General features: G+C 68.0%; 6 protein-coding genes and 1 pseudogene. 3 read left to right on the plus strand and 4 right to left on the minus strand.

The genetic code is table 11. The annotated features are described in order from the left end of the window. Nucleotides 1-3: 3 nt before the first annotated feature. Nucleotides 4-1,893, minus strand: a complete 1,890-nt coding sequence (locus tag NI1_RS26375) for a serine/threonine-protein kinase (RefSeq protein ID WP_084523721.1) — start codon at nt 1,891-1,893, stop codon at nt 4-6. A 286-nt stretch (nt 1,894-2,179) separates the two neighbouring features. Here NI1_RS26375 and NI1_RS39950 point away from each other — a divergent pair. From NI1_RS39950 to NI1_RS26390, 3 genes and pseudogenes are all read left to right on the plus strand, one after another. Beyond that, a pseudogene (locus NI1_RS39950) lies at nt 2,180-5,474 on the plus strand (arabinosyltransferase domain-containing protein). A 159-nt stretch (nt 5,475-5,633) separates the two neighbouring features. Continuing rightward, nucleotides 5,634-8,963 carry an arabinosyltransferase domain-containing protein gene (locus NI1_RS26385; RefSeq protein ID WP_084523723.1) on the plus strand — a complete coding sequence of 1,110 codons (3,330 nt, stop codon included), beginning with the start codon at nt 5,634-5,636 and terminating at the stop codon, nt 8,961-8,963. Nucleotides 8,964-9,088: 125 nt separating this feature from the next. Then, nucleotides 9,089-9,856: an alpha/beta fold hydrolase gene (locus NI1_RS26390; RefSeq protein WP_084523777.1), complete on the plus strand. Its 768-nt coding sequence runs from the start codon at nt 9,089-9,091 to the stop codon at nt 9,854-9,856. Nucleotides 9,857-9,872: 16 nt separating this feature from the next. Here NI1_RS26390 and NI1_RS26395 read toward each other — a convergent pair whose 3' ends face one another. The 3 genes from NI1_RS26395 to pks13 form a co-directional block, all read right to left on the minus strand. Then, entirely contained in the window at nt 9,873-10,070 is a 198-nt protein-coding gene (locus NI1_RS26395) for a DUF5988 family protein (protein WP_067825794.1), read from the minus strand. A 71-nt stretch (nt 10,071-10,141) separates the two neighbouring features. Next, on the minus strand, nt 10,142-11,683 hold the full coding sequence (locus NI1_RS26400) for an acyl-CoA carboxylase subunit beta (protein WP_067825796.1): 1,542 nt from the start codon (nt 11,681-11,683) through the stop codon (nt 10,142-10,144). A 54-nt stretch (nt 11,684-11,737) separates the two neighbouring features. Next, nucleotides 11,738-16,894 carry a polyketide synthase Pks13 gene (pks13, locus tag NI1_RS26405; RefSeq protein ID WP_084523725.1) on the minus strand — a complete coding sequence of 1,719 codons (5,157 nt, stop codon included), beginning with the start codon at nt 16,892-16,894 and terminating at the stop codon, nt 11,738-11,740. Between the last annotated feature and the right edge of the window lie 99 nt (nt 16,895-16,993).

Genomic DNA, 16,993 nt, shown 5'->3' on the forward strand with positions numbered 1-16,993 from the left:
CGGTTATCTCAGCGGGGCGCGGGCCAGCCAGTCGGTGAGGGTGTTGTCGACGGTGTGGCCCGGCCAGCGCAGGACCAGTACGAAGCGGGAGCGCGGATCGCCGTCGGGGAAGGTGACGGCGGTGTAGATGCGCTGGGCGTCGGTGTCACGGTCCTTGGCGGGATCGATGCCGGGTGTGGTCGTGACGGTCAGTTCGCCGGCCACGTCGGGGTGGGTGCGGGTCTGGGCCGGCGCGGTGCCGGTGAAGAAGAGGTCGGCGATCGGACGGCCGGGCCGGGTGCCGAAATCGAAGAGGTCGAAACGCATTTGGCCGCTGTTGTCCTCGGCATTGCAGACGATGCGATGCGAACCCAGCGTGGCGGGGGCGTCGGTGGTGGTGGGGTCGCGCTTCTGGCAGCTCGCGCCCTGCCAGCCGACCGAGCGGCCCGCCGCGGAGAGCTGACCGACCAGGGTCGGGAACGCCTGGGCGATCGGCGCGTCCGTGCCCCAGGATTTCGCGACGTCCTCGACGTGGGTGTACGTGATCAGTCCGCTCACATCGGTTTTGCGGCTGAGCCGGCCGTCGGAGAGCAGGTTCAAGGTGGTGGGGGCGTTGGCGCGGCAGGCATTCGCGGGTTCGCGGGTGACGATCTGCGATTGGCCGATGAGCACGCGATCACCGTCCGCGGGAACCTGATCCAGCGGCGCGGCGAACTCGCAGTGGAACGGGGAGCCGTTGGGGAGCACGCCGTCCACGATGCTGGACATGATGGAGTCTTGTGGTTTGCCCTGCTCGACGGTGAGGCGGTAGTTGGTCTGGCCTTCGGTGGCCAGCCAGGTGCCGAGGAACTTCGCGGGAACGGCCCCACCGTCCGGTATCGAGGTGGTGTCGCGCTGTGCGAGCGCGATGCCGACGCCCGCCGCCAGCACCGCCGCGACCACCACCGGAATCACGGCCCGATGACGGAAAATGCGCTGCCGGAGCGACTTTCGGCCGCCGCCGATCGCCCACGCCGAGCCCGGGCGCGACGGCGTCGGCGGGACGAAGCGCGCGGGCGCGGTGACCGCGATCGCCGGGTCGGAGTAGTAGGCGGCCAATGCGGCATCGGTGAATTCCGCGCAGGTGGGGTAGCGATCGTCCGGATCCTTGGCCAGCGCTCGGGCCAGGATGGGATCCAGCGCGGCGGGCAGATCCGGCCGCACCGCACTGACCCGCAAGGGATCCTCTTGGGTGTGCGCGTGCACCCAGCCCAGCGGATTGTCGGCCTTGAACGGCCGATGGTCGGTGAGCAGCACGAAAAGCGTGCAGGCCAAGGAGTATTGGTCCGAGTGCGGGCCGACCGGCTTGCCCGATACCTGTTCCGGTGACGCGAAAGCGAAAGTCGCGGAGATGTTTCCGGTTTGCGTGAGTTTGGTCGTCTCGTCACGCAGCCGGGCGATGCCGAAGTCGGTGAGCAGCGCGCGTTCGGGCCGGCCGCTGTCCGGTTCGGCGACAAGGATATTGGAGGGCTTCACATCGCGATGCAGTACGCCCTTGCCGTGGGCGTAGTCCAGCGCACCCGCGATCTCGCCGCCTAGACGCAGCGCCCGATCGGGCGAAATACCGTGCAGCTCACCGGCGTCCACCCCATCCACATACTGCATGGAGATCCAGTACTGATCCTCGGCGACCCCCCGGTCGAAGATCTGCACGATATTCGGATGGTCGAAGTGCGCGGCGATATCCGCCTCACGTTCGAAGCGCCGCCACACCCCTTCGTGGCCGGCGTATTCATCACGTTTCAAGATCTTCAGGGCGGTCAGCCGGGGCAGGCGTGGATGCCGCGCCGCATATACGACGCCCGAACCCCCGGCACCGACCCGCCGCTGAATCACATACCCGGCCAGCACTTCACCAGGTCGCAGCTCGGTCATGGTTCCTCTTCGTCTTCCGGCCCGGCCCCTCGCCCAGTACGGATACCCACCATCCTGACCGAGTTCCGCCCGGACGGCCACCGCCCCGGTCCCGGGGAAGAGAAAGAACGTTCGGGGGCAAGCCCCCGAACCCCCTATAGCCGAAGCGAACCCACCTGGACAACTGTTGTCGTGAGGTGCGGGTAACTCCCCGGGTACGCCCGGAATCGGGTTGCTCGAAATCGCAGGCACGCATGCGAGACCGGCGACGGCACCCGGCCGTGCGCAAAAGTCACGGAGAGGCGGAATAGAGTCGGGGACCGTGCGCGAAGACACCCGAGCGTTTCACCGCCTCCGTCTCATCGCCCTGGTTTCCGGGCTTCTCGGATTCCTGCTGGCGGTGATCACGCCGATCCTGCCGGTCGAGCAGGATCGGCCGACCTTGACCTGGCCGCAAGGGGATACGACCAGCGTCGAGGCGCCGCTGGTGTCGTATGTGCCGCTGTCGATGGATGTGCGGTTGCCCGCCCGGATGTGGGCGGGCAGCGAGCTGCCGAGCGGCGGGATGGTCTTCTCCACCGTGCCCGCGGCCTCCGGCAAGGCGGTCGACAAGGGCTTGGTGGTCAAGCTCGAGGACGATCCGAAGCAGGGGCGCGTCGTCGCGGTGCTGGTGCGCAATATCCCGCTGCTGTCCGTGCCGACCGCGAAATTGCCGGACTCCGCGCTGCTGTCGATCACGTCGGATTCGACGGCGACGCGCGTCGAGGTCACCGGTGTGACCGGGGAGACCGCGCCGGTCGAGGGTCATGTGGGCGGCGACAGCCGGCCGCAGGTGGTCGGGTTGTTCACCGATCTGAACCGGGAACAGATCAAGAGCGCGCACGCCGAGGTCGCCATCGATGCCCGATTCAGCACCACGCCTTCGTGGTTGAAGCGGCTCGCGATCATCGGCGCGGTGGCGTTCACGCTGAACGCGCTGCTGGCCCTGCACCTGATGGACACCACCGACCGCCGCCGCGCCCGGCGGTTCCTGCCCGCGCACTGGTGGCGGGTGCGCATCGCGGATGTGGTGGTGCTGGGCACGCTGCTGCTCTGGCATTTCATCGGCGCGAACACCTCCGATGACGGCTACATCCTGAATATGGCCAGGGCCTCGAAGGATTCGGGGTACATGGCCAACTACTACCGCTGGTTCGGCGTCGCCGAGGCGCCGTTCGGCTGGCGTCGCCGAGGCGCCGTTCGGCTGGCCGTACGAGGTGCTGGCCTGGATGACCCGGATCAGCGATGCCAGCCCGTGGCTGCGGCTGCCCGCGCTGCTGGCCGGTATCACCTGCTGGCTGGTGATCAGCCGGGAAGTGCTGCCACGCCTGGGCGCTCGGGTGCGCCGCGACAATGTGGCGATCTGGACCGCCGCGCTGGTGTTCCTGGCGGCGTGGATGCCCTACGACAACGGCCTGCGCCCCGAGCCGCTGATCGCGGCGGGCGCGCTGCTGACCTGGTGCTGCATGGAGCGCGCGATCGCGACCGGCCGGTTGCTGCCGGCGGCGGTGGGCGTGCTCATCGCGGCCTTCTCACTGGCCGCCGGACCGACCGGCCTGATCTGTATCGCCGCACTGGTCGCCGGATCCCGGCCGGTGCTCCAGGTCATCCTGAAGCGCGCCAAGTCCGGCCCCGGCTCGGCCGTGCTGCGCTACGGCGCGCTGCTGCTGCCGGGCATCGCCGCCGGAACCCTGGTCATCGTGGTCGTTTTCGCCGATCAGACCCTGGCCTCGGTCATGGAGGCCACCCGGGTGCGCACCCTGGTCGGCCCGAACGTGGCCTGGTTCGACGAACGCACCCGCTGGGACGCCCTGCTCTCGCTCTCCCCCGACGGCTCGCTGGCCCGCCGCTTCGGCATTCTCGCCATGCTGCTCTGCCTGGGCGTGTGCGTGCTGGTCATGCTGCGCAAGAACGGCCGCATTCCAGGCACCTCGCGCGGGCCGTCGGCGCGGATTCTCGGCATCGTGTTCATGTCGCTGTTCCTGATGATGTTCACGCCAACCAAGTGGACGCACCACTTCGGCGTGTACGCGGGCCTCGCCGGATCGGTGGCGGCGCTGGCCGCGGTCGCGGTGGGCTCCAACGGGATTCGCTCGCCGCGCAATCGGACCTTGTTCACCGCGGCGGTGTTCTTCCTGCTGGCCATCACCTTCACCGGCTCCAACGGCTGGTGGTACGTCTCCAGCTACGGCGTGCCGTTCTACGACAAGGCGCCGTTGGCCGCGGGCAAGGGCTTCTCCACGCTCTTCCTCGGGTTGGCCGTGGTGTGCCTGCTGATCGCGCTGTGGCAGCACTATCGCGAACCCTACGTGAATGCCGGGCCGCCAAGGAAATTCGACAAGTTCGCCACCATGCCGCTCACCATCGCGGCGGCGGTGCTGGTGCTGTTCGAGGTGCTCTCGCTGGCCAAGGCGGCGATCACGCAGTACCCGGCCTACTCCATCGCCGAATCGAATCTGCGGTCGCTGGGCGGTGATTCGTGCGGGCTGGCCAACGACGTGCTGGTGGAGACCGATACCGAGCAGTCGCTGCTGCATCCGTGGACCGGCTCCGACGCCGACGGATTGTCCGCCGAGAACACCGGATTCACCCCCGACGGCGTCGCCGCCGATCTCACCGCCGACGCCGAGGAGACCACCACCGGCGGGGCGAACTCGGTGAACGAGGACTCGAAGAACAAGACCACCAACACCACCGGGGCGGGCACCGGCGGCGGAACCACCGAGAAGACCGGCGTCAACGGGTCCAGCGTGGCGCTGCCGTTCGGGCTGAACCCGGCCACCACACCGGTGCTGGGCAGCTACAGCGCGAGCGAACAGAAGGTCGCGACCCTCACCACCCAGTGGTACCGGATGGATCCGAGCGACAGCATGCGCGCCGATCCGGCGTACCGGGTGCTGATCGTGACGGCGGCCGGGCGGATCAAATCCTTCAACAAGGACGGTGTCGAGACCTATGGACAGGATCTCTTCGTCGAATACGGGACGCGGGACGCCGACGGGAACATGAAGGACGTCGGGCGGATCCGGCCCATCGATATCGGGCCCAACCCGTCCTGGCGGAACCTGCGGGTGCCATTGGACCAGATTCCGGTGGGGGCCAACTCGGTTCGCCTGGTCGCCAATGACGCCGACATCACGCCGCGGCAGTGGCTGGCGGTCACCCCGCCGCGGTTGCCGCAGCTGAAGACGCTGAATTCCGTTGTGGGTGAGCAGGCTCCGGTGCTGGAGGACTGGCATGTGGGGCTGGCGTTCCCGTGCCAGCGGCCGTTCGATCACAAGGACGGGGTCGCCGAGGTGCCGGAGTGGCGGATCCTGCCCGACCGGGTCGGTTCGGACGCCTCCAATGCCTGGCAGGACGATATCGGCGGCGGGCCGCTGGGGTGGACCTCGCTGTTGCTGAAGTCCAAGACCATTCCGTCCTATCTGGACGATGACTGGGGCCGGGACTGGGGTTCGCTGGAACAGTTCACCTCGTACGCCGAGGCACCGCCGGCCGAACTGTCGGTGACGGTGGAGACCCGGTCCGGCCTGGCCAAGGACGCGCCGATCCGCGCCCGCTGACCCCCTCGTCATTCCCGCATGCTCTTAGCGGGAATCCACACGGTGGGCGTGTGGATCCCGGCTGAAGGCATGCCGGGATGACGAGGGACGCCGGTATGCGTGTCGCGTCGCCGGAGTGAACAGCGCCACTTCGGGTTCCTACCGATACGATCAGCAACCGTGTCCGACGCCTCCGCAGTGCTGACCAAACCGCCGCAACCGGCGGAACCTCCCGCGTCCTCGCGCGACTTCCGGATCGCCAAGACGATCGCCATAGTCGCGGGTCTGCTGGGCGCGCTGTTCGCGCTCGCCACGCCGTTCCTTCCGGTGCAGCAGACGACCGCGGCGATCAACTGGCCGCAGCACGGTTCCTTGCAGAGCATCGACGCGCCGTTGATGTCGCAGGTGCCGCTGAGCCTCGACGTCACCATCCCGTGCAGCGCTGTGCAGCAGCTGGATCCGCGCGGCGGCATTCTGCTGGCAACCGCGCCGCCACAGGGCAAGGGGGCGGACCTGGAGGCACTGTTCGTCCGGGTGTCGGGCGAGTCGGTGGATGTACTGGACCGCAATGCCGTCGTGGTCTCCGCGCCGCGCGAGCGGATGAGCGAGTGCTCGTCGATCGTCATCACCTCCGACGATGCCAAGACCTACGCGCGCTTCGAGGGCCTGACCCGCACCATCGAGAAGCCGACGGCCGACGGCGGGCGCGAAATCATCACCGTGCCGGTCGAGGGCCAGCTCGGCGGCGATCTGCGGCCCCAGGTGACCGGCGTCTTCACCGATATGAAAGGCGCGGTGCCGGACGGTCTTTCGTTCCACATGGACGTGGACTCGCGGTTCTCCTCCACGCCGACCGTGATCAAGCTGGTGGCGATCATCGCCGCCGTGCTGCTGACGCTGCTGGCCATGGGTGCGCTCGCCGTACTGGACACCAGCGACGGGCGCGGGCATCGGCGCATCTTCCCGGCGCACTGGCTGAAGCCGACCTGGGCGGACGGCGGCGTCATCGGCACACTGCTGCTGTGGCATTTCATCGGCGCGAACACCTCCGACGACGGCTACATCCTGACCATGGTCCGGGTCGCGCCGCACGCGGGGTACATGGCCAACTACTTCCGCTGGTTCGGCGTGCCCGAAGCGCCGTTCGGCTGGTACTACTACGTCATCCAGGCGTTCTCGGAGATCTCCACCGCGAGCCCGTGGGTGCGGATTCCGGCGCTGCTCTGCGGCATCCTGTGCTGGCTGGTGATCAGCCGCGAGGTGGTGCCGCGGCTCGGCAACGCGGTCTCCAAGTCCAAGGTGGCGCTGTGGACCGGCGGTCTGGTGTTCCTGGCCTTCTGGCTGCCCTATGACAACGGCCTGCGTTCGGAGCCGATCGTGGCGCTGGGCGCGTTGCTGACCTGGGTCTCCATCGAACGAGCCATTGCCACTTCACGATTGCTGCCCGCGGCGGTGGCGGTGCTGGTCGCGGCGTTCACCCTGGCGGCCGCACCGACCGGTCTGATGTGTGTGGCGGCGCTGCTCGCCGGTATCCGGCCCCTCGTGGCGATCGCGGTCCGGCGGCGCAAGCAGTTCGGCGACGTCGCGCTGCTGGCGCCGATAGCCGCGGCCGGAACCCTGGTCCTGGTGGTCGTTTTCGGCGACCAGACCTTCGCCGGCATCATGGAGGCCAACCGGGTGCGGCAGGCCACCGGGCCGAATCTCGCCTGGTACAAGGATTATCTGCGGTACTACTACCTGTTCGTGGAGACCGTGGACGGGTCGCTGGCGCGCCGCTTCGCGTTCCTGGTCATGATCCTCTGCCTGATCACCACCATGCTGGTGCTGCTGCGGCGGCGGCAGGTGCCGGGCATCGCCTCCGGCCCGACCTGGCGGCTGATGGGCGTGGTCTTCGGAACCATCTTCTTCATGATGTTCAACCCGACCAAGTGGACCCACCACTTCGGCGCGTACGCGGGCATCGCGGGATCGCTGGCGGCGGTGACGGCGGTTGCCGTGTCCGCCACCGCACTTCGCTCCCGCAAGAACCGGTCGGTGTTCCTGGCCGGGCTGCTGTTCACCCTCGCCCTGGCCTTCTCCGGCATCAACGGATACTGGTACGTCTCCAGCTACGGCGTGCCGTGGTTCGACAAGCGCGTCTCGCTGCACGGCGTCCAGTCCAACACCATCGTGCTGCTGCTGTTCGGCCTGGCGCTGGCCGTGGTCGCCTGGCAGGGGCTGCGCGAGGGCTACGCCAAACCACTGGCCAACGGGAAGACGCAGCGCGGCAAGCGGATCCGCAAGTTCGCGGCCATCCCGTTGACCGTGGTGGCGGCGCTCATGGTCGTATTCGAAGTGCTGTCCATGCTCAAGGGCGCGGTCTCGCAGTACCCCGCGTACTCGCTGGGCCGCTCCAACTTCGACGCGCTCGCGGGCAAGAGCTGCGGGCTCGCCGGCGACGTGCTCGTCGAAACCGAGGTGAACAAGGGCAATCTCGCGCCCATCATCGATCCGGCGCACCCGCCCACCGGCGATCCGCTCGCCGGCGAGAACCCGGTCGGCTTCTCCCCCAACGGCGTTCCCGTGAAACTCGATGCCGACGCCGTCGAGGTCAAACCCGGCACCGGCAATACCTCCACCCAGACCGTCGGCCCCGCCTTCGAGGAGGGCCAGAACGCCGGCACCGGCGGCGGCAAGGGCGCGGAGGGCGTGAACGGCTCCACCGTGGCGCTGCCCTTCGGCCTCGACCCCGCCACCACCCCGATCATGGGCTCCTGGCAGGACGGCGTGCAGCAGCCCGCCACCCTCACCTCCAGCTGGTACGGCCTGCCCGCGCGCTCTGACGACTCGCCGCTCATCGTCATCTCGGCGGCCGGGCGCGTGCTCTCCTTCGACTCCACCGGCAACATGACCTACGGCCAGACGCTGGTGGTGCAGTACGGGCACAAGAACGCCGACGGCAGCGTCACCGAACTGGGCGAATACCGTCCCCAGGACATCGGCCCCGCCCCGTCCTGGCGCAATCTGCGAGTCCCCTTCTCCGCCTTGCCCGCCGAGGCCGACGCGGTCCGCATCCACGCCGTCGATCCCATCCTGATCGGCGACCAGTGGCTGGCGTTCACCCCGCCGCGCGTCCCCAAACTGCAAACCCTCAACGACTACCTGGGTTCCGAGCAGCCCATCCTGCTGGACTGGGCGGTCGGCCTCCAGTTCCCCTGCCAGCGCCCGTTCGATCACCGCTACGGCATCGCCGAAGTCCCCAACTTCCGCATCCTGCCGGACCGCCCGCTGGCCATCAGCTCCACCAACACCTGGCAGGCCGAGGAGTTCGGCGGCCCGCTCGGCTTCAGCGAAATGCTCGCCTCCTCCAAAACCATCCCCACCTATCTCCGCGACAACTGGGACCGCGACTGGGGCTCCCTCGAGCAGTACACCCAGTACTACCCGGACGCCGACCGCAAGCCCGAGATCCAGACCGGCACCGCCCCCCGCTCCGGCTTCTGGTCCCCCGGCAAGATCAGGGCCTCCTGACCCGACCGGCCCGTAGTGAAGTGGCCGTCCGCGAATCGCGGACGGCCACTTCGCTTTCCGGTGGTCTCACCGTGAACGGGTACCCATTGTGAGGGTGACCTCCGCCACCCGGAAGGATGGACACCATGGTGAATGTTCAACTCGGCGATGTCGCGACCTGGTACGACGTGCACGGTGACGGCGAACCGGTGGTCCTGCTGCACGGCTCCTTCGTCGATTCCCGAATGTTCGCGCCGGCCATGGAATCACTGGTGGGGCGGTTCCGGGTCTACAAGACCGATCGGCGCGGGCACGGGCACACGTCCGATGTCGACGGGCCGATGTCGTTCGACGCGATGGCCGAGGACCTGATCGCCTTCCTGGAGAAGGTGGTCGGTGAACCCGCCCATCTGGTCGGTTACAGCTCGGGCGCGAATGTCGCCCTGCTGGTCGCGCTGCGCCGCCCGGACCTGATCCGCAGACTGGTTCTGATCAGCGGGAACTTCCATCACGACGGCCTGCTGCCGGGGGTATTGGAGAGCTTCACGAGCGAGGAGGCCATGCAGCGTCTGGGCGCCCGCTACGGCGAGGTCTCTCCCCAGGGCGAAGACCACTTCCCCGTCGTGGTTCGCAAGATCATCGAAATGGAGCGCGCGGAACCCGCTCTCACCCCCGCGGACCTGTCGGCCCTGCGCGTGCGCACCCTGGTCATGGCCGGGGACGACGACGCCATCGCGGCGGAGCACACCCTCGCGCTGTATCGCGCGATCCCGGACTCCGAGCTGGCCATCATCCCCGGCACGTCACATCTGCTGGTTATGGAGAAACCGGCCGCGGTCTACTCCCTGGTCGCGGACTTCCTCGCCAAGGATCCGGTGCCGACGCGCCAGCCCATCCGCCGCGCCGCGCACTGACCGGTTTCGTATCGACTCACGCGTCGATGTGAGCGATCCATTCGTACACCGGAAGACTGCCCTCGGGGGTGTCTTCCCAGCGCGGAGTCACCTTGAAGCGCTCGTACCCACCCCCGAAAGCAACCCGCAACTCTATGCCCGGCGGGGTGATGGGCACGATCCGCTGCTTCAGGCCGTCCGGCCCGCCTTCGAGCAATGCCTTCGGTGTACTCATAGCTGAAGGCTCTCACATCCGGCCCGGACGACCGATCGATTCGGTGTAATCGGCGAGCCGTCGCCGGTAGGTCAGAGCGGCAAAAGATGGTGTTTACGGGGGTTGCGTGGGAGCTTCTTGTCGCGCAGCAGGTGCAGCGCGCGACGAATCTCCAGCCGGGTGGTGGCGGGGTCGATGACGGCGTCGATATAGCCGCGTTCGGCCGCCACCCACGGGGTCGCCATGGTGGCGTTGTAGAAGTCGATCATCTGCTGGCGCAGGGCCGCGCGCTGATCCTCCGGCGCCGCCTCCAAGGACTTCGCCCCGATCAGGCTGACGGCCGATTCCGCGCCCATCACCGCGATGCGGGCGGTGGGCCAAGCCAGGTTGACGTCCGCGCCCAGCTGTTTGGAACCCATGACGGCGTAACCGCCGCCGTAGGACTTGCGGATGACCACGGTGACCTTCGGAACGGTGGCCTCCACGAACGAGAAGATGAAGCGGCCACCGCGTTTGATGACGCCGATCTTCTCCTGCTCCACCCCGGGTAGGAAGCCCGGAGTGTCGACCACGAACACCAGCGGGATCTCGAAGGCATCGCAGAGCCGGACGAAGTGCGCGGCCTTGTCGGAGGCGCGGGCGTCCAGCGCGCCGGCGTAGACCATGGGCTGGTTGGCGACCACGCCGACGGTGCGGCCGTCCACCCGGGCGAAACCGCAGATGACATTGCGGCCCGCGGATTCCCCGAACTCGTGGAACGCGCCGTCGTCGAAGATGCGCAGCAGGATCTCGTGCATGTCGTACGCGGCGTTGTCGGCATCGGGCACGATGCCGCGCAGCTCCTGATCCGATTCGGTGAGCTCCGGTTCCAGACCGGGGTTCACGATGGGCGGGAGTTCCTGGCAGCTGGAGGGGAGATAACCGAGGTAGTCACGAACCCACTGGAAAGCTGCGGCCTCGTCCTTGGCGACATGGTGGATATTGCCGTACTGCGCTTGGGAATTCGCGCCGCCGAGCTCCTCCAGCGAGACGTCCTCGCCGGTGACCTCGCGAATCACCTTGGGGCCGGTGACGAACATGTAGGCGGCCTCGGTGGCGACCACGACATCGGTATTGATGGGCGCGTAGACCGCGCCGCCCGCGCAACTGCCCAGGATCATCGAGATCTGAGGGACCAAGCCGGACAACGGTTCCTGGCGACGACCCAGCTCGGCGTACCAGGCCAGCGAGGTCACCGCCTCCTGCACGCGCGCGCCGCCGGAGTCGTTGATGCCGACCACCGGGCAGCCGACCTTGGCGGCGAACTCCATGATGCCGGCGACCTTGCGGCCGAACATCTCGCCGACCGAACCGCCGTAGACGGTCTGGTCGTGCGAGAAGACAGCGACGGGGCGGCCTTCGACGAGGCCGTGGCCGGTGACCACGCCGTCGCCGTAGAGCGCGTTCTTGTCACCCGGATTGCGGACCAGCGCACCGATTTCCACGAAGGTGCCCGGATCGAAGAGCATATTGATCCGGTCGCGGGCGGAAGGGATACCCTTGCGCGCCCGCTTCGCGATTCCCGCTGCTCCTGCCGGTTCTCTCGCGACTTCCAGCTTCTGTCGCAGGTCGGCGAGTTTCCCGGCAGTACTCACTGGTCCCCTTTCGGCTGTGATACCTACTTTCGCAGAACCCGTTTCGCTGTGGTGCTATTTCGCCGCGGAAGCGATCTCGGCGAGTTTCCCGGTGAGATCCGCCCCGATGGTCGCGATCCGCGGCTCATCGATGATCTGGAGGTGGTCACCCGGAATGTGGATGATCTCCAGATCCGGAATGTGCTCCTCCCAGCCGCCATTGGGCAGCCGCTCACCGAAACGTGGTTCCAGTTCGATGATTCCGTCGTGATACCGGTCCGCCAGGTAAAGAACCACGTGACCTTCGTAACGCATGGGCGACAACCGGTACAGCTCGCCGCCGTCGATGAAGGAGGTGCGCTGATGCTCGAGCACGCCGCCGGGGATGTCGACGCCCGCGAACTTGACCAGCTGCATGACGATGTCGATCTGATCCTCGTCGGAGGCGGCGGCCAATTCCTCGAGCTGCTCGTCGTCCAGCTCGCCCTCGAAGCCGTAGGTCTTCTTGGCGAAGTTCTGGAACCGCCGGATGCGCGCGACGCGCTCCTCGGGGGTATCGACGTGCGGCTGCGCCGGCAGCGCCACATCGATCAGGCCGACGACGCCCACATCGTGGCCGTCGGCGCGCATGAGCTCGGCCACCTTCAACGCGAACACGCCACCCAGCGACCAGCCGTACAGCACGTACGGTCCCTCGGGCTGACGCTTCAGGATCTCCGGAATGTACTGGCGCGCACGCTCTTCGATGGAGCCGTCGACCCGCTCGAAGCCGTACACCGGGGTGGTGGCCGGCAGGCGCTTCACCAGTGCGTCGTAGGCGAGGGTATTGCCGCCCGAGGCGTGGAAGACGAACACCGGCGGCTCGGTCGAATCCGCCGTCCGCGCCCGCAGGGTGCGCACGAAGCCTTCGACGTCACTGCCGTGCTCCTGGTAGGAGGCGACCACGTCGGCGAGCCGCTCGATCGTCTTGCAGGCACGCACCTCGTCGGCCGGAATCTCGGCCTGCACCCGCTCGGACAGGCGAGCCACCAGCTTGTCGAAGGTGGCGGCGTCCAGCTCGGGCAGCGGGTTGAAGATGCCGCCCGCGGACTTGCCGGTCACCAGCGCCCAGGTCGCGAACGCGAGGCGTTCGGGGGCATTGCGCGGCGGCACATTGTCGGCGTCGGTCTCCGCGACCGGCGCGGACGCCTCGTAGTCGGCGGTAACCGGTTCGGGCGCAACGGCTTCGGTGATCTGCTCGGCCTCGGCGACCGGATCGGTGGTCTCGACCTGCGGCAGCAGCGCGGCCGGATCGGCGCCGGAGGCCATGGCGGCGCGCGCGGCCGACACGAAGTCGGCGTCGACGGTGATGTCCTCACCGGCGGCCTGCCGCGCGGCGATCTCGTTCAGCTGATCGCGGTGCTCGATGGCGTAGCGCAGCACCTTGCCGACCTCGAGCAGGCTGGCATCGCGCACGGCCTGCAATTGCAGCTGCGGGATGTCGAATTCGTACTCGACGCGGTTCTTGATCCGCATGGCCATCAGGGAGTCGAGGCCGAGCTCCATGAGCGGGATCTCCATCGGGAGGTCCTCCACGGCGTAACCCATGGATTCGGCCACGATGATGCCCAGGCGCTGCTCGATGGTCTGCGAGCCGTTCGGATCCCAGCGCTCACCGGGAGCCGTCTCCAGCACCGCGACCTCGGCCGCCGGAGCCGCGACCGGCTGCGCCACAGCGGATTCCGGCAGCGGAGCGCCGGAGGTGACCACCGCGTCGAAGAGCAGGCGGAAGGCATTGCCCTCCTTGGCGTGCACCGACACCGACGCGCCGCCCGGATGCGGGGTGAGCGTGGTGGTCAGGGTGCCGGACAGCGGAATCGCGAAGTGCGCGACGGACGCACCCACGGTGACATCCGAAAGCACCTGCGAGGCAGCGGCATGCACCAGGGCCGACAGGTCGGTGACGGCACTCGCCCGCACCTCCCACACGTGGCGGCCGTCCGGCAGCGCGACGTACGCGCCCGGGACGCGGGTGTTGCCCGAACCGCCGCCGAAACCACCGGAGGCCTTGGGCCAGTACTGCTTCCGCAGGAACGCGGTGCGCGGGATATCCGCGTAGCCGTCGCCCGCCGGAAGCAGCGAAGGCAGATCCACGTAGTGGCCGTTCACATACAGCTGGGCCATCGCGGTGATGATGCCCGCGGCCTCGTCTTCCTTACGCTTCAGCGTCGGGATGAGCGCGGCGTTGTGCACGCCGGCCGCGAACGTGGTGCCCATGACCTGCATGAGCGCCACCGAGTTCGGGGCCAGCTCCAGGTAGGTGGTGATACCGGTGTCGACGGCCTGTCGGATGGCATTGGTGAAGTACACCGAGCCGCGCATATTGGTGACCCAGTAGTCGACATCGTGCACCGGGTCGTGGCCCGCGCGGTAGACGCCGTCCTTGTGGACGGTCGAGTACAGGTCGTGCTTCAGCTTGGTCGGCTCCAAACCGGCCAGCTCGGCGGCCAATTCACCGAGCAGCATGTCCATCTGCGAGGTGTGGCCGGCGCCGCGGGTCTGGAGCACGCGGGCGAACTTGCCCTCGGATTCGGCGCGCGCCACGATGGCCGCCACCTGATCCGGCATGCCGCCGATGACGGTATTGGTGGGCGCGGCGTAGACCGCGACCTCGATATCGGGGAACTCGGTCTCCTGGAGCTTGGCGATCTCCTGCGCCGAGTACTCCAGCAGCGCCATGTTCCGGACCTGATCGTCGGTGATCATGGCCTCGCCCTCGCCCATCAGGCGGGAGCGCGCGCAGATCACCCGGACCGCGTCCTCCAGGGGCAGGCCGCCCGAAATGTACGCGCCGGCAACCTCACCCTGCGAGTGGCCGACCACGCCCTCCGGCTGTGCGCCGTGCGCACGCAGGATGGCGGCCAGGCCGACCTGGACGGTGAAGGTGCCGACCTGGCCGGTGCCGATGTCCCAGTCCTGGGCATCGTCGAGAATCATTTCCTTGACCGAGTACCCGGCCTCGTCCACGACCAGCTCGTCGACCTCGTCGACGGCCTTACGGAAGATCGAGTTCTCGGTGTAGAGCTGCTTGCCCATCTTGCGGTGCTGGGCGCCGAAACCGGCCATCACCCACAGCGGTCCGCGAATCGACGGCGAGTCGGCGGTGAACACGCCGGTGCCGGGCTTGCCCTCGGCAATGGCGCGCAGGCCGGCGACGGCCTCTTCGTGGGTCTTGGCGATGACCACGCCACGCGAACGACCGTGATTGCGCTTGGCCAGCGAACGGGCCACAGCGACCAGCGGAGTCGCCTGTCCCGCTTCGGATTCCAGCCAATCGGCCAGATCGGCGGCGGCGCGGCGACGACGCGAGGGCAGGTACGCCGAGACCGGGAGGATCAGCGGCAGCGGCTCTTCGCGATTGCCCCATTCGGCTTCCGGCGCAGCGGCTTCGGTGATGCGCTCGGCCTCGGCGACCACATCGGTGGTCTCGTTGTCCAGGCCCGCGCCGGTCTCGTCGGTGGTCTCCGCGGCGGGCGCGGCGGTGACCGGCACGTACTCCTGCACCACCACGTGGGCGTTGGTGCCGCCGAAGCCGAAGCCGGAGATGCCGATGGTGGCCTTGCCGCTGTAGCGCGGGAATTCGGTGGGCTCCGCGACGACCTTCAGGTGCGCGGTATCCCACGGGATGAACGGGCTGGGGTTGGCGAAGCCGAGGTTCGGCGGAATCACGTTGTGCCGCAACGCCATGATCACCTTGGCGAAGCTGGCCGCGCCCGCGCCCGACTCCAGATGACCGAAGTTGGTCTTGGACGAACCCAGCAGCGCGGGCTTGTCGTCGTCGCGGCCGCGACCGACCACGCGGGCCAGGGCATCGGCTTCGATGGGGTCGCCGAGCGCGGTGCCGGTGCCGTGCGCCTCGATGTAATCGACGGTGGAGGGCGCGATTCCGGCATCGCGGTAGGCGCGGCGCAGGCATTCGGCCTGCGCATCCGGGTTGGGCGCGAGCAGACCGTTGGAACGGCCGTCATTGTTCACCGCGGAGCCCTTGACCACCGCGTAGATGGTGTCGCCGTCACGTTCGGCGTCGGCCAGGCGCTTGAGCACCACCATGCCGCCGCCCTCGGAGCGGACCATGCCGTCCGCTTCGGCGGAGAACGCCTTGACGTGACCGTCCTTGGCCACACCGCCATTGGCGTCGAAGCCGAGCGAGGCGGCCGGAGCCAGGATCATGTTCACGCCGCCGGCGATGGCCAGATCGGCCTCGCCGCCGCGCAGCGCGCGCACGCCCTCGTGCACGGCGACCATGGTGGAGGAGCAGGCGGTGTCGACCGAGACCGACGGACCGCGGAAGTCGAAGAAGTAGGAGACGCGGTTCGGGATGATCGACGAAACCGAGCCCATGATGCCGTACGCCTCGGCCGAGGCCGGGGTGCCCGGTTCGGCATTGCCGACGCCCATGGCCGCGATCATCATGAAGTCATTGCCGGTCGAGCCGATGTACACGCCCACCGGCTTGCCCTTGAGCTCGTTGGCCGGAATCCGGGCGTGCTCCAAGGCTTCCCAGGTCAGCTCGAGCGAAAGTCGCTGCTGCGGATCCATGCGCTCGACCTCGACCGGCGAGGTGGCGAAGAATTCCGCGTCGAAGCCCTTGATGACTTCCTGATCCAGGTAGCCGCCCCGGACATTCGACTTCTCGATCATCTCGTCCAGGCGCGGATCGCCCCGGAACTCGTCCCAGCGGCCTTCGGGTAGATCACGGACGCCGTCGCCGCGATTGATCAGGAAATCCCAAGTGGATTCGGGCGTAGTGCCCGCACCGGGCAGCCGGGTGGAGAGGCCGACGATGGCGATGTCGTGCGCTTCGTCCGGCTGGAATCCGGCCGTGTAGAACGACTCGTCGACCGATTCGACCGGAAGTTCCGGTTCCCCGTTGATGATTCGCTCCGCCAGCGAGGCGATGGTCGGATGCTGATAGACGACGGTGGCGTTGAGCAGCACACCCGTCAACTCTTCGATGTCACCACCGAGCGCGAGCGCATCCCGCGAGGCCAGCCCGAATTCCTCCATCGGCCGATCCACGGTGATGTTCTCCAGCGGCTGCCCGGTCGCGTCGGCGACCCACTTGCGCAGCCACTCCCGCAGTTCCGGCACCGTCATGTCCGCACCGGTGGGTGCGGACTTCGGCGCGCCTTCGGCAGCCGTCGGAGCGTCCTCGGTCGTGTTGGTGGGGGGCATGCCCTCGTTCTCAGCCATCAGTCCTCAAGCTACCTGTCTGCGTAGAGTGCGCGGCAGTGAATCGGTGGTGATTCAACGAATGGCGCGAGCCGCCGGGGCTCGCGCCATTCAACCGAT

The sequence above is a fragment of the Nocardia inohanensis NBRC 100128 genome, assembly GCF_001612945.1.
GTDB lineage: Bacteria > Actinomycetota > Actinomycetes > Mycobacteriales > Mycobacteriaceae > Nocardia > Nocardia inohanensis.